At 40.1% G+C, this 19,928-nt stretch carries 15 protein-coding genes; 7 read left to right on the plus strand and 8 right to left on the minus strand.

The genetic code is table 11. From position 1 onward, the window contains the following. The 3 genes from EA341_RS04845 to EA341_RS04855 all read left to right on the plus strand — a co-directional run. Window positions 1-2,782, plus strand: a 2,782-nt coding sequence (locus tag EA341_RS04845; RefSeq protein ID WP_293011830.1) for an MBG domain-containing protein, incomplete at its 5' end; no start/stop codon positions are given. Between the two features lie 81 nt (window positions 2,783-2,863). Next, window positions 2,864-3,826 carry a type IX secretion system membrane protein PorP/SprF gene (locus EA341_RS04850; protein WP_293011831.1) on the plus strand — a complete coding sequence of 321 codons (963 nt, stop codon included), beginning with the start codon at window positions 2,864-2,866 and terminating at the stop codon, window positions 3,824-3,826. 15 nt (window positions 3,827-3,841) lie between these two features. Beyond that, entirely contained in the window at window positions 3,842-4,189 is a 348-nt protein-coding gene (locus tag EA341_RS04855; protein WP_293011833.1) for an AraC family transcriptional regulator, read from the plus strand. 44 nt (window positions 4,190-4,233) lie between these two features. Here the strand turns inward: EA341_RS04855 and EA341_RS04860 are convergent, their stop codons facing one another. Continuing rightward, window positions 4,234-6,369: a M3 family metallopeptidase gene (locus EA341_RS04860; protein WP_293011835.1), complete on the minus strand. Its 2,136-nt coding sequence runs from the start codon at window positions 6,367-6,369 to the stop codon at window positions 4,234-4,236. A gap of 250 nt (window positions 6,370-6,619) precedes the next feature. Then, window positions 6,620-8,158 carry a DUF1593 domain-containing protein gene (locus tag EA341_RS04865; protein ID WP_293011837.1) on the minus strand — a complete coding sequence of 513 codons (1,539 nt, stop codon included), beginning with the start codon at window positions 8,156-8,158 and terminating at the stop codon, window positions 6,620-6,622. A 310-nt stretch (window positions 8,159-8,468) separates the two neighbouring features. Here EA341_RS04865 and EA341_RS04870 point away from each other — a divergent pair, with 310 nt between their 5' ends. Continuing rightward, a complete protein-coding gene (locus tag EA341_RS04870) occupies window positions 8,469-9,308 on the plus strand; it encodes a bacteriorhodopsin (RefSeq protein ID WP_293011839.1) in 840 nt (279 codons plus the stop codon). 53 nt (window positions 9,309-9,361) lie between these two features. Here EA341_RS04870 and EA341_RS04875 read toward each other — a convergent pair whose 3' ends face one another. From EA341_RS04875 to EA341_RS04885, 3 genes are all read right to left on the minus strand, one after another. Beyond that, window positions 9,362-9,976, minus strand: coding sequence for a DUF4230 domain-containing protein (locus EA341_RS04875; RefSeq protein WP_293011841.1), 615 nt, complete (start codon window positions 9,974-9,976; stop codon window positions 9,362-9,364). Between the two features lie 156 nt (window positions 9,977-10,132). Beyond that, window positions 10,133-11,047: an alpha/beta hydrolase gene (locus EA341_RS04880; protein WP_293011843.1), complete on the minus strand. Its 915-nt coding sequence runs from the start codon at window positions 11,045-11,047 to the stop codon at window positions 10,133-10,135. A 10-nt stretch (window positions 11,048-11,057) separates the two neighbouring features. Continuing rightward, window positions 11,058-12,473, minus strand: coding sequence for a nucleoside hydrolase-like domain-containing protein (locus tag EA341_RS04885; protein ID WP_293011845.1), 1,416 nt, complete (start codon window positions 12,471-12,473; stop codon window positions 11,058-11,060). Between the two features lie 262 nt (window positions 12,474-12,735). Here EA341_RS04885 and EA341_RS04890 point away from each other — a divergent pair, with 262 nt between their 5' ends. Both EA341_RS04890 and EA341_RS04895 read left to right on the plus strand, forming a co-directional pair. Beyond that, complete coding sequence (locus EA341_RS04890; RefSeq protein ID WP_293011846.1) at window positions 12,736-13,377, plus strand: outer membrane beta-barrel protein; 642 nt, start codon at window positions 12,736-12,738, stop codon at window positions 13,375-13,377. Further along, window positions 13,377-14,873 carry a M43 family zinc metalloprotease gene (locus EA341_RS04895; protein WP_293011848.1) on the plus strand — a complete coding sequence of 499 codons (1,497 nt, stop codon included), beginning with the start codon at window positions 13,377-13,379 and terminating at the stop codon, window positions 14,871-14,873. Before EA341_RS04890 ends, EA341_RS04895 begins: the two co-directional genes overlap by 1 nt. A 215-nt stretch (window positions 14,874-15,088) precedes the next feature. Here the strand turns inward: EA341_RS04895 and EA341_RS04900 are convergent, their stop codons facing one another. Then, complete coding sequence (locus EA341_RS04900; protein ID WP_293011850.1) at window positions 15,089-17,155, minus strand: prolyl oligopeptidase family serine peptidase; 2,067 nt, start codon at window positions 17,153-17,155, stop codon at window positions 15,089-15,091. A gap of 211 nt (window positions 17,156-17,366) precedes the next feature. Here EA341_RS04900 and EA341_RS04905 point away from each other — a divergent pair, with 211 nt between their 5' ends. Beyond that, window positions 17,367-17,594 (plus strand): hypothetical protein, encoded by a 228-nt coding sequence (locus EA341_RS04905; RefSeq protein WP_293011851.1) that lies wholly within the window; start codon window positions 17,367-17,369, stop codon window positions 17,592-17,594. 95 nt (window positions 17,595-17,689) lie between these two features. Here the strand turns inward: EA341_RS04905 and EA341_RS04910 are convergent, their stop codons facing one another. Together EA341_RS04910 and EA341_RS04915 are read right to left on the minus strand one after the other, a co-directional pair. Beyond that, window positions 17,690-18,994 (minus strand): Zn-dependent hydrolase, encoded by a 1,305-nt coding sequence (locus tag EA341_RS04910; RefSeq protein ID WP_293011853.1) that lies wholly within the window; start codon window positions 18,992-18,994, stop codon window positions 17,690-17,692. A gap of 125 nt (window positions 18,995-19,119) precedes the next feature. Continuing rightward, window positions 19,120-19,833 (minus strand): hypothetical protein, encoded by a 714-nt coding sequence (locus EA341_RS04915; protein ID WP_293011855.1) that lies wholly within the window; start codon window positions 19,831-19,833, stop codon window positions 19,120-19,122. Window positions 19,834-19,928 lie beyond the last annotated feature (95 nt).

Consider the following 19,928-nt stretch of genomic DNA (forward strand, 5'->3'; position numbering starts at 1 on the left):
AGTGGAATACAGCAATAACAGTAGAACGGATGTCGGATCACAGGAAGTAACAGCAACGATCAGCGGTGATAATTTCACCACCCTACAACTGACTGCTACTTTGGCAATCACTCCGGCAAGCATTACAGGAATCGAGTTTAATGATGACAGCTTTGTTTACGACGGCTCGGCCAAGTCGCTGGAAATTGAAGGAACACTTCCTGAAGGCACCTCAGTGGAATATAGCAACAACAGCAGAAAGGATGTCGGAAGCCAGACCGTAACCGCAACGATCAGCGGTGAAAATTACACCACACTGGAACTGACAGCCACTTTGTCAATCACGCCGGCAACCATTACCGGAATCGAGTTTAATGATAACAGCTTTGTCTTTGACGGTTCAGCCAAGTCGCTGGAAATTGAAGGAACACTTCCTGAAGGCACCTCAGTGGAATACAGTAATAACAGCAGAACGGATGTCGGATTACAGGAAGTAACAGCAACGATCAGCGGTGGTAACTACACCACAATGGAACTGACAGCCACTTTATCAATCTCGCCGGCAGCCTTGTCAATCACCGTTGACAACAAACAAAAGACATATGGAGAAGCGAATCCAGTCTTAACCTTTGGCTATTCAGGTTTGGTCAATGGTGAAAATTCTATCTCTACACCACCAAGTATCAGTACAACAGCAACTGAAAGTTCCGATGTTGGAATCTATCCAATCATTTTGTCAGGGGCAGAAGATGGAAACTACGCCATCACTTTGGTCAACGGCATACTAGACGTAAAAAAGGCCCAATTGCTAATCACAGCGGATAACAAGTCTAAAATATACGGTCAAATCAATCCAGAGCTGACCTATACCATGAGCGGGTTTGTGTTGAATGACGAAAAACCGGCAACTATGCCAAGCGTCAGCACTTCTGCAATGCAGACTTCTGCTGTAGGAGAATATCCAATCACCTTAGAAGGCGCTTCTGATCCAAATTATCAGATTACTTATATCGATGGCACTTTGGAAATCAGCCCTTCACAACTGACCATAACAGCAGAAAACAAAACAAAAATTTATGGGGCAGACCTGCCAGAATTGACTTATTCAATCACTGGCTTGGTAAACGGAGACATTTCGGTGAGCACCTCTCCTACCCTCTCTACAGAAGCAGATTCAGGTTCTGACGTGGGTACTTATGAAATTCAAATCTCGGGGGCAACCGATAACAATTATGAAATAGCTTTCGAGAATGGCACTTTGGAAATCACTCCTGCGGATCTGACCATCAAAGCTGACGACAAGCAAAAAGTGTATGGGGAAGAAAACCCTCTACTCACATTCAGTTTTATTGGACTTGTGAACGGTAATACTGAAACAACAATCACTGCTTCTATCAGCACGGATGCCGCTGCAAACTCCGCAGTTGGGACCTATGATATAAATGTATCAGGTGCTGCTGATCCCAATTATAACATTGGTTTTGAAAATGGAAATCTAGAAATCATTCCAGCTCAATTGACTGTCAAGGCTGAAAACAAATCCAAAGTCTACGGTGATCCTAATCCTGTTTTGACATTTGTTTACATTGGGTTGGTAAATGGTGATCTGGTATCTTCTCAAACACCTAGCATCACGACCGATGCCTCTGATGACTCAGGCGTAGGCTCATATCCTATCCTTGTCACCGGTGCTTCCGATACCAACTATGATGTCTCATTTGAGAACGGAATCCTCGAGGTCAATCCTGCCACACTCACCATAGTTGCCAACTCAGACCAATCCAAAATCTTTGGAACTAAAGACCCAACATTATTATTCCAGGCAAGGGGATTTAAACTGAGTGATGGATTTCAATTGATTTCAGGAGCACTGGAAAGAGAAAAAGGAGAAGTTGTCGGAAAGTATGCCATCAACCTGGGAACGGTGAAGGCTAATGACAATTACATGGTCGAATTCCAGGGAAATGAATTTGAAATCATCCCTGCGAAGATTGAAGCTGTCATCAGTCCGGCAGATGTGGAGACTGCTTGGAACATTGATCCAGAATTGCCTAAGACAATCACTGTAATGACTGAAGACGGAAGGTTACTGGAATTCGAAGTGGTCTGGGACTTGTCAAGCCTCAACACACAGTCAAGAGGTGAGTACGAAATCAGCGGGACAGTTGTCTTGCCTGACGGGATACTCAACGAAGGAAGCTTCAAGGGTACACTTATAGTCAAGGTAATGCCTAAACCGGCACCTTCAGATGTCATACTCAGCAACAATACTTTCGAAGGTTCGGCAACAGAATTCTTCATCTATGTCGGTGGAATCAGCGTGGTAGATGCTTTCGATGACTTCCATGTCATTTCTATCAAAGGAGCTGAAGGTGACAACAAGTATTTCGAAATCATAGACGGAATGCTCTTCTGGAGCAGTGCCGAACAAGTCGAAGGACGTGACATATTCCTTGTGACAGTATCTGTTACTGATAGAGACGATAACATCTTCGACAAGGTATTTGAAGTCAGAAGGCTAAGGAAGTCAGTATCGGATATCGAAGTGTTCAACAGCTTTACACCAAACGGTGACGGGATCAATGATGATTGGGGAATCCCGGACTTGAGATTCTATCAAGGAGTTACGATCAGAGTATTTGAAAGAAGCGGTTTCCAGGTCTTTGTTACCAATGATCCTGACCAAAGATGGGACGGCACCTTCAATGGCAAAGAATTACCTGTGGGCACATATTATTGGGTTCTTGAAATCCAGGAAACAGGAGAAACAAGAAGAGGACTTCTGAACCTTCTCATAAAATAACCAGCCAAAAACAGAGAGGGAGGAATCCTCTCCCTCTTTTCATAAAACCCAAACTCTATTAAAATTTCAACATATACCACCATGGCAAATTCTACCAAAACACTCCTTTTTCTCGCTCTTTCAGTACTCCTCAATTTTGGCGTAACTGCACAGTCCAGAAAGTATGTCAGTCAGTTCAGCCATCTGCAAAACTATTACAACCCCGCACTCACCGGTTATGAAGGCTCAAATTTCAGGGGCTTTGTACGTGATCAATGGGCAGGTTTTGAAGGAGCTCCAAAGACTTATTTTGCCTCGGCGGAATTTGACCTTGCTGACTTCAATTCTGCTCCAGATCCAGCTTCAGCCGGAAAAAATGCTGTAGGGCTAAACTTGATGCATGACCGCTACGGAGCCTTTGTGGATACCGAACTCATGCTGAATTATGCTTCCAGAATACAGATCGCACCAAAAACACATGTAAGGCTTGGGGTTGGAATCAATTACAACACTGTGAGACTGGACGGCAACAGCATGACAACAGAACAATCCAATGACCCTACTATAGGGCAGTACATCAACGGCTTTGCAAATATGCAGGTATTAGACTTTAATATAGGTATGGCCCTTACCCATCCCAAGTATTACGCATCCTATGCCATGCACAATGTCAATCAGGGAGCCTTGAGTTCGGGTGATGTGTTCATGGACAGAAAAGCTCCCGTGTCTATAATACAGGCAGGGTATAGGAGTATGGTTACCGAGAACTTTGGGATTGCTTCCAACTTTATGTACCGCTCACAGAGTGACCTCCCAGACAATATTGAATTCAACCTGAAAGCCATCTTGATGGATAAAATATGGGTTGGCGCCGGACATAGGGTGGATTACGCCAACAATTTCCAGTTTGGAATTATATTCCCATCATTGAGAGTCGGATATGTGTATGAAATGCCAAGTGTCAGGGCATACCTGCTGCCAAACACCACACATGAATTTCTGGCTGTATTCCCGATTTTCAGAAAAAACATCAGAGCAGACAAGGATGAAGTCCTCATCTGGTAAATCTCAATATTCGATATGCAAGAGAAGGTATGTATAATTCAGGCTCTTGAAAAACCCGAAGTATTCAGGCAAAATCACCTGAATATCTACGAGTTTTCGAAGCTCGTGAAAATTCCGCAAAGGACTATTGCAAATTTTATCTCAGAGCAATTTGGAAAAGGATTTCATCAGGTTGTTCAGGATCTTAGACTGAAAGCAGCCATTGAAGAAATCAATAAAAACCCAGGGAATATCATTTTTGGCCAGTTAGCAAAGAATTCAGGCTTTTCTTCCAGGACTACTTTTTTCAGAATCTTTAAAAACAAAATAGGGACCTGCCCTTCAGAATACTTAAGACAGCGGCTAAAAACCAAATCGGAATAAACAAAAAAACCATAGCCGCGGCTATGGTTTTTTTGCTTTTAAAATTATTTAGTACTTCCCACAGATACTACATCCAAACCCCTCTTTTTCAAAAGGGCATCGATTTTAGGTTCAGCACCCCGGAAGTTGACATACATTTTCATTGGGTCATCAGTACCGCCCCTTTCCAGGATTTCCTTTCTGAAGGCCTGAGCCTTTTCCTGGTTGAAAAGTTCTGTTTCCTTGAAGGCCTGAAAAGCATCAGTATCCAATACTCCAGACCAAATATAACTATAATAGCCTGCTGAGTACCCTCCAGCAAAAATATGCTGGAAATAAGTACTTCTATATCTTGGGATAATCTCATCAATCAAACCGATTTTATCCATTGACGCTTCTTCAAACTCCCCTGCACCTTTGGTGATGGCTTCTTTTTGGGTATGGTAATCCATATCTAAAAGAGAAGCTGCCAAATATTCGGTGGTTCCGAAACCTTGTCCAAATGTTCCTGACTTCTGAAGTTTTTCAATCAAAGCATCTGGGATTACCTCTCCCGTCTCGTAATGAAAGGCATATTCTTTCATCACAGATGGCTCAGTAGCCCAATTTTCCATGATCTGCGAAGGCAATTCTACAAAATCCCTTGGAACAGACGTTCCTGCAAGGCTTCTGTATTGTACATTGGACATCAATCCGTGAAGGGCATGACCAAATTCATGAAAGAATGTAGTCACTTCTCCAAAAGTCAACAAAGCAGGAGCATTTCCGGATGGTCTGGAAAAATTACAAACAATAGATATCACAGGAGCTTTTCTTTCCCCATTTTCCATTTCTTGTCCCCTGTATGAGGTCATCCAGGCGCCACCTCTTTTGGAAGCTCTTGGATGAAAATCCATATACAAAACGCCCAAATGTGATCCGTCCGCCTCTTTTACCTCATAAGCTTTTGCATCAGGATGGTAAACAGGTATGTTTTGGATTTCTTCGAAAGTAAGGCCCCAAAGTTTATTCACTACCATAAAAACGCCATCCTGTACCTTTGCTAAGGAAAAATAAGGTTTTACTTCTCCTTCATCCAGTTCAAATTTCTTCTGCTTTAATTTTTCTTCATAATATCTCCAATCCCAAGCTTCCAATTGAAAGTCTTTTCCTTCAGCCTTAATCAATTCTTGCATTTCTTCTCCTTCTGCTTTGGCCTTTGCCAAAGCTGGTGTCCAAAGCTGATTGAGTAGGGTATAAACTCCCTCAGGATTTTTGGCCATAGTCTCTTCCAAGACATAATCTGCATGGGTATCAAAACCTAGCAAATTGGCTTTTTCTCTTCTCAGGTTGGCTATATCCACAAGGATCTCCTTGTTATCGTATTGATTGTCCTGGTCAGCCCTGTTTACATAAGCTTCCCATATTTTCTTTCTCAACTCCCTGTTGTCTGCGTACTGCAGGAATGGCATCACACTAGGATTCTGAAGGGTGAAAAGCCACTTCCCATCCATATCAGCTGCTTTGGCATCTTCCGCGGCAGTTGCTTTCAATGATTCCGGCAATCCAGACAAATCTTCCTCATTGTCGACAACCAATTGAAAATTATTGGTTTCTGCTAATAGATTCTGGCCAAACTGAAGGCTCAAAGTAGAAAGTTTGCTATTGATTTCCCTCATTTTCTCCTTGTCAGCGTCATTCAGGTTAGCACCACTCCTTACAAAAGTCTTATACCTTTTTTCAAGTAATTTATGTTGTACTTCGTTGAGTCCAAGCTCATCTTTGTTGTCCCAAACGGCTTTGACCCTTGCAAAAAGCTTTTCATTCAAGCTGATATTATCACCATGTTTAGAAAGTTCCGGTGCCATTTCTCTGGCAATTGCCTGAAGTTCATCACTTGTATTTGCTGAGTTTAAGTTAGAAAATACAATGCTTGTTCTGGAAAGAAGCCTCCCTGAATTTTCCATCGCTTCTATGGTATTTTCAAAAGTAGGTTCTTCCGAATTGTTGGCAATTGCATCAATCTCCTGTTGTTGGATTCGCATCCCTTCTCTTAGAGCTGAGGCAAAATGCTCATTTTTGATTTTGTCAAAAGGTGGTACTTCGAATGGGGTGTTGTAAGCTTCAAAGAATGGATTCATAGAGTCAGTTTTTTCATCAGAGATACCGCAGGAAAATAAAATTGTCCCAGTAGCCGCTAATGCTACTATTTTTTTTTTCATAAATTCAATATTTGGGTTTTAGGCATCAAAGATATAAACTAATCCTTGTTTCATCGAAATATTGATGTGCAATTCTAAATTATCATGGCCCATCGGGTCTGAAGTCCTTCAATAAAAATTCTTTTAAACTTCAATTCTCATTCACTAAATGATAAAAGTTTAACCACAGCAAATCCATAAGAATTGTGCAAAATAAGAGGTAATTGAAAAATATGATAAACTTCTAATACACGTGGTTATCACAGAATTACTATTTTACATAAACGATTACCCGCTGATACCTGGTCAATGAAGGATATCCATTATCTCTAACTTCAAAAATCATATGGATGGTGTCTCCCACTCTGGCTTCCTCTGGTACTACAAAGCTTGCTTCCTTACTCTCTCTGTCCTGAATCTGAACCACTCCTTGCATACTGCCTGCTTCCATATAATGCCACCACAGATACTCCAATTCATCTCCATCCGGATCGGAGGCTTGTCCTTGTAGCACTACCTTATCTCCCACTTTTACTTTTAAATCCTTATCATGTTTTAGCGAGACTTCAGGAGCATGATTTGCTTCTTCATAACTTTTTACAGACCAAGAAGCTCTGGCTGCAAAATCATGCTGCAATTCTTTTACCCATCTGGTCTGAGGGTAAGTGGCATCATCCTGCTTGGTGTAAGGATTAAAATCGGTGACATGCTTACCATCCTCCCAGCGGTTGGGATTGCTTTGTGACTGAACAAATCTACCTCCCCAACCCCCATAAGCTGGATTTTCCATGCTCCGCAAACCTACATCCAAGAGGTAAAAAAATGCAGGAGAATCACCTTCAGAGATAAAATCATATTGTTGCCTTTTGCTTTTCTTCATGACTTCAATTTCCCCTTGATCATGTTCTTCATCATTGTCAATCTGCCTGCCATCTCCCCAAGTATAGTATGCACCTGCCAAAGGTCCTCTTTCAAATAGTATATGTTCCTTAAAGAAGTCTCCAGAAAGATACTGTCTCAATTCCTCAGGTACTCGGGTTACCCAAGGGTATGCAAAACACCAAAACTGATCGGAATTGTAAATCACTTTAACTTCAGGCCAATTGGGTTCAATGTATTTTTCGTAGGTAGCATCCTGATCCAAAACTGTATACAATACCGCCTTATCTGATACTTTTTTATAGATTTCCTCCCAATTGTCTCTGCCCTTATACTCCTCTTCAATGGATTTCAAGGCTCTGGCTGCAGTATTAGTACCACCCCAAATTTGGATATATACGGGGCGTGGATCATTATCCAGTAATACACTTTTGATCCAGTCAGAACCTTCTGTATCTTTTTCCATCTCACCTTCAAAATCAATATTCCCTATTTTGACTAATTCCAAAAGTGCTTCAGGCTCGGGAAAACCTTCTGCATGTAGCTGAAGATTAGGATGTATTTCTTTGTATTTTCCTATTAAGTCTTGCATCCAAGTAGTGCCTGGCCAACGAAGCTCAGTTCTTTCACCATACCTTTCTGCTGTATTGGGCATTTCAGAAGTGAACTTGGTACCTTGCCCATCACCCTTATAATGCCACTGTGAACTGCTATACACCAATCCTTCAACATCAAATTCATTGGTATAAAACAAAAACCTAATAAAGGAATCCACATCATCTACTTCTCCATCCGTAGTAACTATCGTCCTATGTCTTTGCCTTTCTGATGTTAAAATTTCTTCATCCATTGATTCGAAAGAGTCTGGTTTACAAGAGTAAAAAGTCAATACTCCTAGTAAAATTGATATCGTAAAGGCAAGTGATTTCATAGGGTTTGTGATAGATCTGGTGATCAAGTTAATCGATTCAAAATGTTATTTCCAAGTCTACAACTTTAAAGGTTGAATTTTTCATTTAAGCGGCAACTCAATTTTTAAGCCGAAATATATTTTTTCATTTACACTTTCAATCGTTTCAAAGCATTTTTGGTGTTTAATATTTACAAAAAAGGTTAAAAATAATATTTCTTAAATATCGGCGAATTGATATAATTACAATTTTTTTGTCTATAAACAGACGATTAATCAAAACAAAATTTCATGATCAAGGTTTTAAAGGAAACCAATAAAACCAAACCATATGGAAAATTTAGGAAACGCAACCTTCGAAAACTACATAGGTTTTCAGGATGGCTTCAATGAAATGGCATACCAAATGGTAGCCCATGTTTTGACGCTTGGATATGCTGTTATGCTAGCTGGGCTTTTTTATTTCGTCCTGACCATAAAAACAGTAGCACCGAAGTACAGGACTTCTTCGGTCCTTTCTGTAGTGGTCATGGTTTCCGCATTTTTGTTGCTTTATGTTCAGGCAAATAATTGGACAGAAAGTTTTGTGTTTGACACTGAAAAGGGGAAGTATTTTCTGGGAGAAGGTAATGACCTTTTCAACAATGGGTATCGATACCTCAATTGGTTAATTGATGTTCCAATGCTTTTGTTCCAAATCCTTTTCGTAGTCACGTTAACCAAATCCAACTTCAGTAGCATTCGTAATCAATTTTGGTTTTCAGGCACAGGAATGATTGTAACTGGTTACATTGGTCAGTTTTACGAAGTAACAGACTTGACAATGTTTGCAGTATGGGGAGCCATTTCTACAGTATTTTTCTTCCATATTTTATGGTTGATGAAAAAAGTAATTGATGAAGGAAAAGAAGGCATCCCATTGAAAGCACAACAAACACTTCAGTCTATTTGGGTTTTGTTCTTGGTAAGTTGGATGCTTTATCCAGGAGCTTATCTGATGCCTCATCTTGCTGGTATTGAAGGTTTGTTTTTCAGTGAAGTCGGAGTAGTTGCCAGACAAATCACGTACACCATTGCTGATGTGAGTTCAAAAGTGATATATGGTATACTGTTGACAAATGTCGCACAGATAATGAGTAAAGAAGAAGGCTATATAGAACAAGCCGCCTAAGATATTTTTTAATCCCATCTAACAAGGCCAACTTCGAAAGGAGTTGGCTTTTTTTATCTTTTTAAGAGTTTCAGTTCTTCTTCGTTCTCAATGATAATCTCATTGTATTGAAGGGTCCAACCTAGAGATCTGGTCAAGACAAAAATATTAGTCAATTCTGCCAACAAACGTTCTTGGCTGTTTTCCAACATATTGGATTGATCGACTTTTTGCCTGATACGTTCGTTAACCGTATTTTTGATCTTGTTGTAATCAGCAGCCCCAAACTTATTGAAATACTCTTGAGTCACATCATAATATTGGATATCAGGATAGATATTGATGACAGGATCCGGTATATTTTTTATAATCACCGTTTTATTTTCTACATCTAACGATGTCTCCAACTTCCTTAAGTCATATTCTATTGTCACTTTCGCATTGGCTACTACCAAAGCTTTTTTATCTGATTTAAGGATATTTAGAAAGAGGTTTTGGGAGTTTTTAAAAGTAAAAACCTGAGAAAAATTTCCTTCCGTCACAATGAGTTTCCCCACCTGTTCAATTTGTTGCTGAATCAAGGAAGAGCTTTCATCGAGCTCATCTTTATTTTCTCTTTGACTGAAAAGCAACCAAATTCCAATAAAAATCAAGGTGGCTAAAAAGAAGCCCGTAATAAATCTGCTCATGCGTATGGGGTCAGTTGAACTTAAAATTGTAGAAAATTAATATCTCGTGCAAAATAGCGTATCGAATGAAGGGTAAGTTTAAGTTTATTTAATTTTTGGTGTAAATGCAGGTATGCCGATTAAAATGATGGGCGTCATCCAGAACAGACTTGCCAATCAGTCACCTTCATACAAGCTCCTAACCCACTGAATAGCCCTATCCAGCCAATCAACATCACTTTGGGGATTCTTAAGACCAAAACCATGCCCTCCTGACTCGTAATAAAGTGTGGCAACAGTCACTTGGTTATCCAGCAATGCTTTCTCAAAAACATAAGAATTTTCAATCCTCACAGGGTCATTCTTGGCATGTACCAGAAAAGAAGGAGGAGTCTGAGCACTGACATGCTTTTCGTTAGAAAAATAATCCAAAAGTTCCTGACTTGGGTTATCCCCGAGTAGGTTTTTTGCTGAGCCGCTGTGTCCAATAGCTGGCTCAAAGCTGATGACAGGGTAAACCAAAATCATAAAATCAGGTCTTAGGTTGGTTATAGTTGGATTTGAGATATGGGCATCTTCAAATTTTGTTCCTGCTATCGCTGCAAGATGTCCTCCGGCAGAAAAACCAAGAATACCTATTTTTTCGGGATCAATAAACCACTCGGAAGCATTTTGCCTGACGAGTTGAATGGCCTTTTGAGCATCCTGCAAAGGGCCAATATTTTTTTCCACCATGGTTTTATCATCAGGAAGCCTGTACTTCAACACAAAAGCGGTAATCCCCTTTGCAGTTAAAGCACTGGCCACTTCAGCACCTTCATGCCCTGCAGCCAATATGGTATAACCACCACCTGGAAGAATAATGACTGCCTCACCTGTTGCACTTCCTTCTTCGGGAAAATACCCTGTAAGGCTTGGTATGGTAACCTTACTGATCCTGAGAATTCCATCATCACTTAAATCTGATCTTTCTTCATCAGGTACAGGAATGGAATTGGGAATGGAATTATTTTCGTAAAGAGGATAGGTAGTTTGGGCAAAACTGCATGCATATAATAAAGTGAATAGCGTAATGGCGATTGCAATTCTCATTCTATATTATTTATTGGTTTTGTAAAACTATTCTTCTGTAGGAGATCAGACTTGGGCTTCCGCTATCCTCTACTTCCAAAATGATATGTAATCTTTGACCTTGTCCCAATTGAGGCATTTCAAATGCCAGTTCTTCCCCAAAAGGATTATGGAATTCAAGGCTTCCATTAAACCTCCCCGCTTCCTTATACACCCACCATTTGTACCGCAATTGATCTCCATCAGGATCATAACTTCCCTTGGCTGAAAGTTTCACTGTCTCACCTGCCAATACTTTCCCTTGTCCGACTGCTTTTCCTTCATTTCCATTAAGAATTAAAATCGGATTGTGGTTGGCTTCTTTTAAAGAACCTGCGATATTCCAATCCATCCTTGCAGCAAAGTCATATTGATAGGCCCTTCTCCACCTCCAAATAGTCGCCTGATTGGATGCTTCCTTCCTTCCATCAGGTAAAACCACTTCATCCTGGGTATCAATGGAAGAAGTCCAGATTTTAGCCACCTCACCGTAAGATTTCCAATTTTCATACCTTCCAGCCCAGCCTCCGAAAGAAGGACTTTTGTACCAAGCCAAGCCATTTTGAATCAGGCCAATAAATGAAGGGGTATCCCCCTCCATAATGTAGTCGGAAGGCAAATAATTTGCTCCTAAAGGTCCATGATTGTCTCTGATGTTTTCCATCAACCATGGATTATCCACCAGTTCGAAATCCACCATAGGCGCATTTTTATACCATTTATCTCCTGCAATCCCTGTCCATGTAGCTTTATAATACTCCTTCCAACTGTCTCCTGCGCTTGCGTCAACGATATAAAAAATCCCAGGGAAATTATGTCTGACCCATGGACCTGCAAAGTCCTGATCTGAAATTGAATAGACCCTTAACTTTTCCACAAACTTTTTTACTTCCGCTTCGGCTCTCGTGTTCTTCACTTTCCACAAAGCCTGCGCCAAGCAATTGGCTCCTCCCCAAACAGAAACCCACAAAGGTCTTTCATCCAATTTATCAACTGCCTGTATTAGCAACTCGGAGCCTGGGGAATCTTTACCTTCACCAACACCGTCCATACTGTATTCCGGTAGATGTTCAGAGGTAATGCTCAGAAGGTATTCCATGCTTGGAAACCCATTTGCATGTAAATCAAGGTTAGCCTTCACTTCACCATAATTTTTGATCAGCTCCTCTATTTTATCCTTCCTGGTCTGATTTCTAAGGTGGGTGGAAGTTGTAGCCACTATGCCCTCCACATCATATTCATTGGCATAAACTAAAAACCTCACCAAAGACTGCTGATCATCAGGTTCATTCGTGATATCTGTAAGTACGAAAACTCTTTGTTTTATCGGTTCTTCAAATTGTAAAGGCGTCTGGGCAAATGAACCAGTGGAAATAATCAACAGGAAAAAAACTACTAATGCTTTCATATTCGTAAGTTATCATAAGAGTTTTCAATTTAGGGTATTTTTACTCAATTGAAAAAGCCAAACGAGTTGAGTTTTGAAGAACTTAGAATAGCAATACATCCAAAATGTCCATTCAAAACAAACAGTAAAAAATCTAGTTTTAATTGAGTTATTAAATAAAAACACTTAGTTTTCAAGGCAAAAAAAATAAAATTATGCCTAACTATCAGACTGGTATGCTATAATCCAATTTGATCAAAGACCCCAACTGAAGCTTATTTAAATGAAAAAACAGTTAACATTGACATTGATTTGCTTGATGATTGCCTTGGGATTAAATGCCCAGGAAGTGGCTATCAATGACAGCATCGCATCTGCCAAAAAGGAAATGAAGATAGGCGTTCGGCTTTCGCCCTCCATGAACTTTTTTGATTATGGAGATTTATCTTTTGCCCAAGTAGCTTCTGACTTTAAGGTTGGATTTGGTGCTGGAGTGGTATTGGATTGGAAACTTTCTGAATTCAACAGAGCAAGATTAGAACCTTACTTTGAAATCCAAAATGTCGCTAACAATTCAGTCAACCCTAATGTAGAAGCAGTTACCAATTTCAATAATTTTGTTTTTGGACTCGATGTTATTCCCATTGTATTAACCTACGGCGGAAAAATCAAACCCCAGGTTTCATTTGGAGGATTTGCAAAATATTACCTCAGCACATCGCAGGAAACCACCCTGAATGGAAACACCGTTAGTAATTTTGAACCCAATACCAGCAGTTTGCAATATGGGTTCAATTATGGAATTGGGGCGTATTTAGGTAAACGCATGGTGGAGTTCAGGTATTACCAATCTCTGAATGACTTTGTGGAGAGCTCAACAGTGCCGAATAGCATCAATCAAGTACAATTAATCCTTGTATATTAATGAGATCAATAAAAAACATATTCCCGCTTTTAGCACTTTTGCTATGCATTTCCTGCGTAACTGAAAGAGAAGATGAAAATTCATTTTATCTGAATCAGATATCTAGAATTCAATTGAATTTAAACCAACAAATATTCTTTTCTGAGGATCTTCAACAGCCATTGAATGTCGACGTGAGATATTTTGATGAAAGCAATAGACCCTTGTTCTCTAATGTAAATATCCCCTTTGAACTACTGCTTACTGACTCACTGATCAATTCACCTGTTTTAGACCTTTCCAAGCCAGGCCAATACCAGCTGAGGGCTGCTTTTCCCACCAGAGAACAAACATTCAGCAATGATATCGAAATTCAGGTGGTGGGTCCTGAGTATATCCAGGAGATAAGGTTAGATTTTTCTAATGAAACTAGAAACAGTTATGCTGTGGCTAACAATAACACCATGGACTTCACTATTAAAGTTTTTGGCCCTGATGGTGAAATTACCGGATTGGAAGAGCAGATATTTAGAAATCTTGAATTGAAAATAGGCAATCAAAGCAGCCAAAGGTTGGAAAATATTACCATTTCAGAAGTAGGATCACTCGATGTAGTTGCTTCGGTATTTGGCGTAGAAAGCAATAAATTAAAAATTGAATCTAGAGAAAACATCATCTATCCAGTCAGGGAATTACCCATTATTTTTCATGTATTCAGTAATGGCCCTAATATCTCTGCGGCTCAAATGAACAATCAAATCACCAATGCCAATGCTGCTTTCAGTAACAACATCAGGACAAGTTTTAAAAGCAATGTCAATGCGGTAAACAATTACTTCCGATACAGATTGGCTGACAGAGATCCGGAAGGACAGGTCATGGAATTAACTGGATACAATAGAATTGAAGTACCATCTGACTTTAATGCAGACAGTCCTGAATACCTTCAAACAAAGTTTGATGCAATGTGGGATCCCAACAGGTATATTAATGTTTTTATTGAGAGCATTGGTTTTGCTGCAGGGTTTGCGTATTTACCAACATTGAGCAACCCAGCAATCCCTGGCTTACAAGTTAATTCAAATCCAGACCCTGTAATCAATTATCCCTACTCAATTTCTTTGGATTATAGGTTTGCGATTGAGCTAAACAACCCAAACTCACATGTTTTGGCTCATGAATTGGGTCACTACTTAGGGCTTTATCATACCTTCCACAACTGTGGAACAGGTGATTTCTGCGATGACACCTTGCCCCATTCCATTACTAACTTGTCTGGAAATGCAGTTTTCAATAACAACAGAAGAGGTTGTCTTGGAGATAATTTTATCTCAACCAATATCATGGATTATGTCATTGAGGTAGATAACTTTACCTTTGACCAGAGGGAGAGAATGCAGGCAGTATATGAGAATGCTATTTTCTTCCCAAGACAGGAAAACCAAACCAGCAGAGTGTCACCAATCAGAAAAGGAGAGCTTGACCCAAGTATCAAACCTATAATATGTGAATTTTAAGAAGGAGTCTGTGAAGACATTTTTTTTACGAATGTAAAAACTGGGTAAAATTTAAATAGAAAGCCCTGCGGTTTAATTTATCTGCAGGGCTTTTTGCAACATATGAGATTAGTTGTACAAAATGAATAGATTTTTGTTTCTAAAAAGAACTAACGTCTCGATTTTCACACTTCAATCAAGTAAAATAAGGCGTTTTGAATATGAATGCACATGAGCTATTTTTTCTTCATCTGCTCTTCAAAAAACCTATAAGTCGCCTCAAAAGCTGCTACCCAATTCTTATGAAGTAAAAAGGAATGCACCTCATCAGGGAATACCAGCTGCTCCACATGCACACCTTGATTGCGTAGGATTTCTATCAACTCTACACTTTCTTCGAAAATCACATTTCTATCATCATCTCCGTGTATCAAGATTACTGGATCTTTCCAGTTTTCTACATAATACATAGGAGAAGACTTAAAAGCCAATTCTGCCATCTCAGGAAATTTCTCTGGCTTGTACCAGTTGGCAAAAGTAGGAATGGTGCGGTTCCAGTCGTGCACCCCATGGATGTCTGAACCTGCAAGAAATTTACCTGGTGCCTGAGCCAGCGCATGGGCGGTAAGATACCCCCCATAACTGCCACCCCAAGGCATGATTTTACCTGCATCTACATCAGGTCTACCTGCGAGGTAATCTGCAGCAGCCATCAGGTCCTTCACTTCTGAGGCCCCACCGGCACCATAGTTATCTTCTTCTCTGAATTCCATTCCATAGCCTATTCCTGATCTGTAGTTTAAGGATAGTGCAATATATCCCCTTGATGCAAAAAACTGTTGCATAGCATACGCATGACTATAATATAAGCCGTAATTGAAACCTAGGAGCATTTGCCGTCTGCTTCCACCATGAAGAAAAATCACTGCCGGGTATTTTTTAGCTGGGTCATAACCTCGAGGTAAAAACAATTGGGAATAGGACTCAAATCCATCTGAAGCTTTTATCGTAATAGATTCAGGCTTTACCAAATTATCAGGAAAAGATTCTGGAAAAAAATCTTCAGCCAACCTATTCTCCTCCCCGTACTGGATGATTTTTGGCCAGGCAGGTTGATCATATGAAGCAGAAATAAAGGCCAAGCCATTTTCAATTCTTACAGGTGACCATTGAATATTCCCCATGTCGGTCAAAGGTTCCAAATCATAATTATCCAAATCCAACCTCCAAATATGACGCCTCTCCAAATCTCCGATGTTAGAGGTAACCAATAACTCATTTGGTACAAAACCAGTATCTACCCATTCTACCTGCCCTTCTCCCGGAGTAAGATTAGAGGTTTCTTTTGTTTCAAGACTGAGCGAATAGAGTTGCATCCAATTGTTTTTTTCCCAAGGAAAAATCAGGTCTCCTTGAGGAGTCCACCAAAGCCTTTCATTGACAGCTGGCAAATCTCTGACCATAACACTACCTATTCCTTCATCAGCTTTGAATACTTCCTTAGCCTTCATACTTTCTAAGTCCAAAACCCGAATACTCCAAGGGTAGGTTTCTTTCAGAGAAGTGAATGGAAGTTTATTGTTGATATTAGGGACACGTAAATAAGCCAATTTACTCCCATCCTTATTCCATACAGGATAACCGTCAAGGTCCAAACTTGGGTCAGGATAGTCCAGCTTGGACTCCTCCAAGTTATAGAGCCCTATAAATGCATGATCTCCTCTGTTACTCGAAAAAGCCAACATTCTCCCATCCGGGCTCCACTTTAACTGACCGATATTGCCCCTTGCAGTAAACAATTGTTTGGGGTCCTCTTCTAAACTCAGTGATTGGAAATAAACCTTCCCTGACTGCAAAAAGACAAAACTCCTCTCTTTGGGATGAAATTGGGGATAGCTGCCCTTAGCAATTTCCTTTGTTTTTTTACTTTCCAAATCTACCACATGGATAATTTTAGAAACATCCTCCTGCAATTGTGCAGGATTTGCAGGTTCACCTTTCGAGTTGGGAGCATTCCCTCTGACAAATAACAGGTGCTTTCCATCAGGTGAAAATGTCAACTGATCTATATCTACACCAATATCACCTTCGTAGGCTGTCATTTTTTCAGCCTTGTAATCTGGGGATTTTGCATAAAAGACATTGCGTTCTCCCTGGTCATTGAATACCCAGGCCACAGCTGTACCATCAGGGTTGGCTGTCAGTGCTGTTGGAAAAGGAACTGAAAGAAAATCTTCAATGCTTTGGGCGTAGATTATGCCAAAGAAAAGTGTGAAAGCAAGAGTTAAGATAAGCTTATTCATTTTACGGTGGTTTTGAAACGGAATATAAAAAATTCAAAGCAGCTTTTAATCCCAATAAAGTAAAGGCTTTTCTATTCAAAAGCTCCTTGAAAATCTTAACCTTAATTTAGTTTAATTATAAACTGCTATTTATCAGTACTTTGAACCAACAATTTGATGTCCTAAACGATTTATTAGTATATATTTAATTAGAAACTAAATCACAAAAACCATGGAAAAAGTTTGTTCGAATTGTAATTATTGGGAGCCACAGGCGCCGGTAGTTGCCAAAAAAGAAAATTACGGAGAATGCAATAAATTGAGTCACATCGAGTCTAAAATGGACCTTGATTATATCATTCCAGTTTTGAATGATGGAAGACCTTTGGATCCGAATACCAAATCCATAGAGTTTATCACAGGTGCTAATTTTGGGTGTAATCAGTTTGCGAGTGCTTAGCCAACAGTTTATTATGTGAAACTTTAAGATAATGGTCTGTATCTAAACAGACCATTTTTTTTGTTGTACAGGATTAAGATTACCATGAGTTAGTATTAATTTTTATCCAAAAGCAATACTGTATGCAAGATCACATTGGCGCCTTTGGCCATTTGTTCCGGAGAGGAATATTCTTTTGGATTATGACTGATCCCATCTTTGCTCGGAATAAATACCAATCCAATAGGACATAACCTGCCCATTTCCTGAACATCATGCCCTGCCCCGCTTTGCATCCTGATATGTGAAATACCTAAGGCATCCGCAGCCTGGGCCATTTTATCCTGAATTTCCTTACTGGCCAAAATAGGGGTAGTGGAAAGGTTCAAGTGCTTAAAAGCGATCTGAGTTCCTGTTTCCGCTTCAATATCCTTCGCCTTAATTTCAATGTTATCGAACATCTGCATGATTTTTTCGGTAGACAAATCCCGCATCTGCAGGCTCATTTCTACCTTTCCGGGAATCACATTCGGAGCACCGGGTTCTACCTTCATTTTACCCACTGAACCCACCTGTGCACCTTCAAAACTATTGACCACTTCATTCACCGCCAACACCAATTTGGAGGCAGCGATCAAGGCATCCTGTCTGTCATTCATGGGCGTGCTGCCGGCATGATTGGCCATTCCGGTAACGGTGATGTCCCAATCCTCAATTCCAACAATCCCTTCCACAATGGCGACATCAATCCCCTGGGATTCCAACACCTTGCTCTGTTCAATATGGATTTCCAAAAATGCAGATAGATCGCCTGGCTTTCTTACAGCTTCAGCCAATCGATCCGGGTCCCCTCCTATCGCTTTGATGCCCTCCCTGATACTCAGACCACTTGCGCTCCTCTGATCCAATGCCTCTTCCTTCAGATTGCCGGTCATGGCTCTGCTGCCTACCAATCCCCCTTCCTCATTCTGAAAAATCAATACTTCCAATGGATGTTCTGTAATGATCCCGTTTTCATTGAGCACTTCTATTACTTCCAGTGCTGTGATGGAACCTAGGGTGCCATCGTAATTCCCGCCATCGGGCACCATATCAATATGAGAGCCGAAGGCAATTGGTTTCTTGGAAGCATCCCGGCCTGCTCTTTTTCCGATGATATTCCCGGCAGCATCTATACTTACCTGAAGTCCTGCTTTTTCCATCAAGGAAATAAAATATTGCCGCCCCTCGACATCTCCCTTACTGTAGGCAACCCTTTGCCCCTCTCCCTTTTCATTTCTCCCAAATTCAGCGAGTTCAAAAATGCGTTTTTCAATCCTTTCGGAGTTTACAGTTAATTCAGAATTAATCACTTCCTGGGCAAATCCTGAAATGGGAAGCAGAAAAATTATCAGGTAAACAAAATGGTTGGGTGTTTTCATAAAGGTTTGGCTTTGATTTAAAAATCAATATCGGAAATGATGGATAGAATTAACAAGTTTAATTCTCAATCCCTCATTTCCGATAGCTGAGTGGATAAAAATCCAGCTAAAAAACTCTGTTTTTTTTACTCAAAATTAAATTCAGCACCTTTTTTCAAAGTAATTACAACCACACCGTTTTTTCCTTCCTCTCCATACATCTCCCAGGCAGTACTCCCTTTATATACTGAAATGGTTTCTATGCTATTTTGATCTATTCCCATTTGATCAGACCTTTTAAATTTCTTTTCTTTACCATCCTGTCTGACTATGATAATTGTCTCTCCTTCAATGTTTGACGTTATTGAGACACCACTTTTTGAACCCTGTTCCTTTCCCTTAGAAGTGGCAACAGATTTTTCACTTCCTTTAACTACAGTTCCGAATAGTTTCCTTTCATTAGAAGGATTGTTTCTTAAGATATTCAATTCTTCCTGCTGACTTTCGGTAAGCTCATTTTTAATGGCAACGAGGGTGTTAAGCTGCTTGACTTTCAGCTTATTTTCCAATGCTAATACCACATCCATCTGCTTTTGAACAATGGTCTGATCAATTCTGTTGGCCAAGAGCATTCTTTTGAGTTTTTCATTTTCATTGTCTAAATCCCATTTCAAACTCCTGAATTCTCCTGCATTCTGGCTGTGGATTTTCTTGATTTTTTCTGCCTGTTGGTCCGTCAGTGAAATGAATTCCCGGTTGTCCATTACCAAGTCGGCTGAAAACAAAGTCTTCTGAAATATATCCTGAGCATTTCCCTGGCTAAGGATAAAAAAGAGGCAAATTGTAATAAGCTTTTTCATAGTATATAATAGTTGGTTTAAAATTCTGTCAATAAGGAACTGCTTGGAGCTTCCCATTCATCCAGGCTGGATTTGGTTTCAATCACAAAGTGCTG

The sequence above is a fragment of the Mongoliibacter sp. genome (genome assembly GCF_007692705.1).
Classification (GTDB): domain Bacteria; phylum Bacteroidota; class Bacteroidia; order Cytophagales; family Cyclobacteriaceae; genus Mongoliibacter.

What these genes read in the sequence shown, in the direction of transcription:
- EA341_RS04850 (WP_293011831.1), top strand. Translation starts at nt 2,864, where the DNA reads ATGGCAAATTCTACCAAAACACTCCTTTTTCTCGCTCTTTCAGTACTC.
- EA341_RS04855 (WP_293011833.1), top strand. Translation starts at nt 3,842, where the DNA reads ATGCAAGAGAAGGTATGTATAATTCAGGCTCTTGAAAAACCCGAAGTA.
- EA341_RS04860 (WP_293011835.1), bottom strand. Translation starts at nt 6,369, where the DNA reads ATGAAAAAAAAAATAGTAGCATTAGCGGCTACTGGGACAATTTTATTT.
- EA341_RS04865 (WP_293011837.1), bottom strand. Translation starts at nt 8,158, where the DNA reads ATGAAATCACTTGCCTTTACGATATCAATTTTACTAGGAGTATTGACT.
- EA341_RS04870 (WP_293011839.1), top strand. Translation starts at nt 8,469, where the DNA reads ATGGAAAATTTAGGAAACGCAACCTTCGAAAACTACATAGGTTTTCAG.
- EA341_RS04875 (WP_293011841.1), bottom strand. Translation starts at nt 9,976, where the DNA reads ATGAGCAGATTTATTACGGGCTTCTTTTTAGCCACCTTGATTTTTATT.
- EA341_RS04880 (WP_293011843.1), bottom strand. Translation starts at nt 11,047, where the DNA reads ATGAGAATTGCAATCGCCATTACGCTATTCACTTTATTATATGCATGC.
- EA341_RS04885 (WP_293011845.1), bottom strand. Translation starts at nt 12,473, where the DNA reads ATGAAAGCATTAGTAGTTTTTTTCCTGTTGATTATTTCCACTGGTTCA.
- EA341_RS04890 (WP_293011846.1), top strand. Translation starts at nt 12,736, where the DNA reads ATGAAAAAACAGTTAACATTGACATTGATTTGCTTGATGATTGCCTTG.
- EA341_RS04895 (WP_293011848.1), top strand. Translation starts at nt 13,377, where the DNA reads ATGAGATCAATAAAAAACATATTCCCGCTTTTAGCACTTTTGCTATGC.
- EA341_RS04900 (WP_293011850.1), bottom strand. Translation starts at nt 17,155, where the DNA reads ATGAATAAGCTTATCTTAACTCTTGCTTTCACACTTTTCTTTGGCATA.
- EA341_RS04905 (WP_293011851.1), top strand. Translation starts at nt 17,367, where the DNA reads ATGGAAAAAGTTTGTTCGAATTGTAATTATTGGGAGCCACAGGCGCCG.
- EA341_RS04910 (WP_293011853.1), bottom strand. Translation starts at nt 18,994, where the DNA reads ATGAAAACACCCAACCATTTTGTTTACCTGATAATTTTTCTGCTTCCC.
- EA341_RS04915 (WP_293011855.1), bottom strand. Translation starts at nt 19,833, where the DNA reads ATGAAAAAGCTTATTACAATTTGCCTCTTTTTTATCCTTAGCCAGGGA.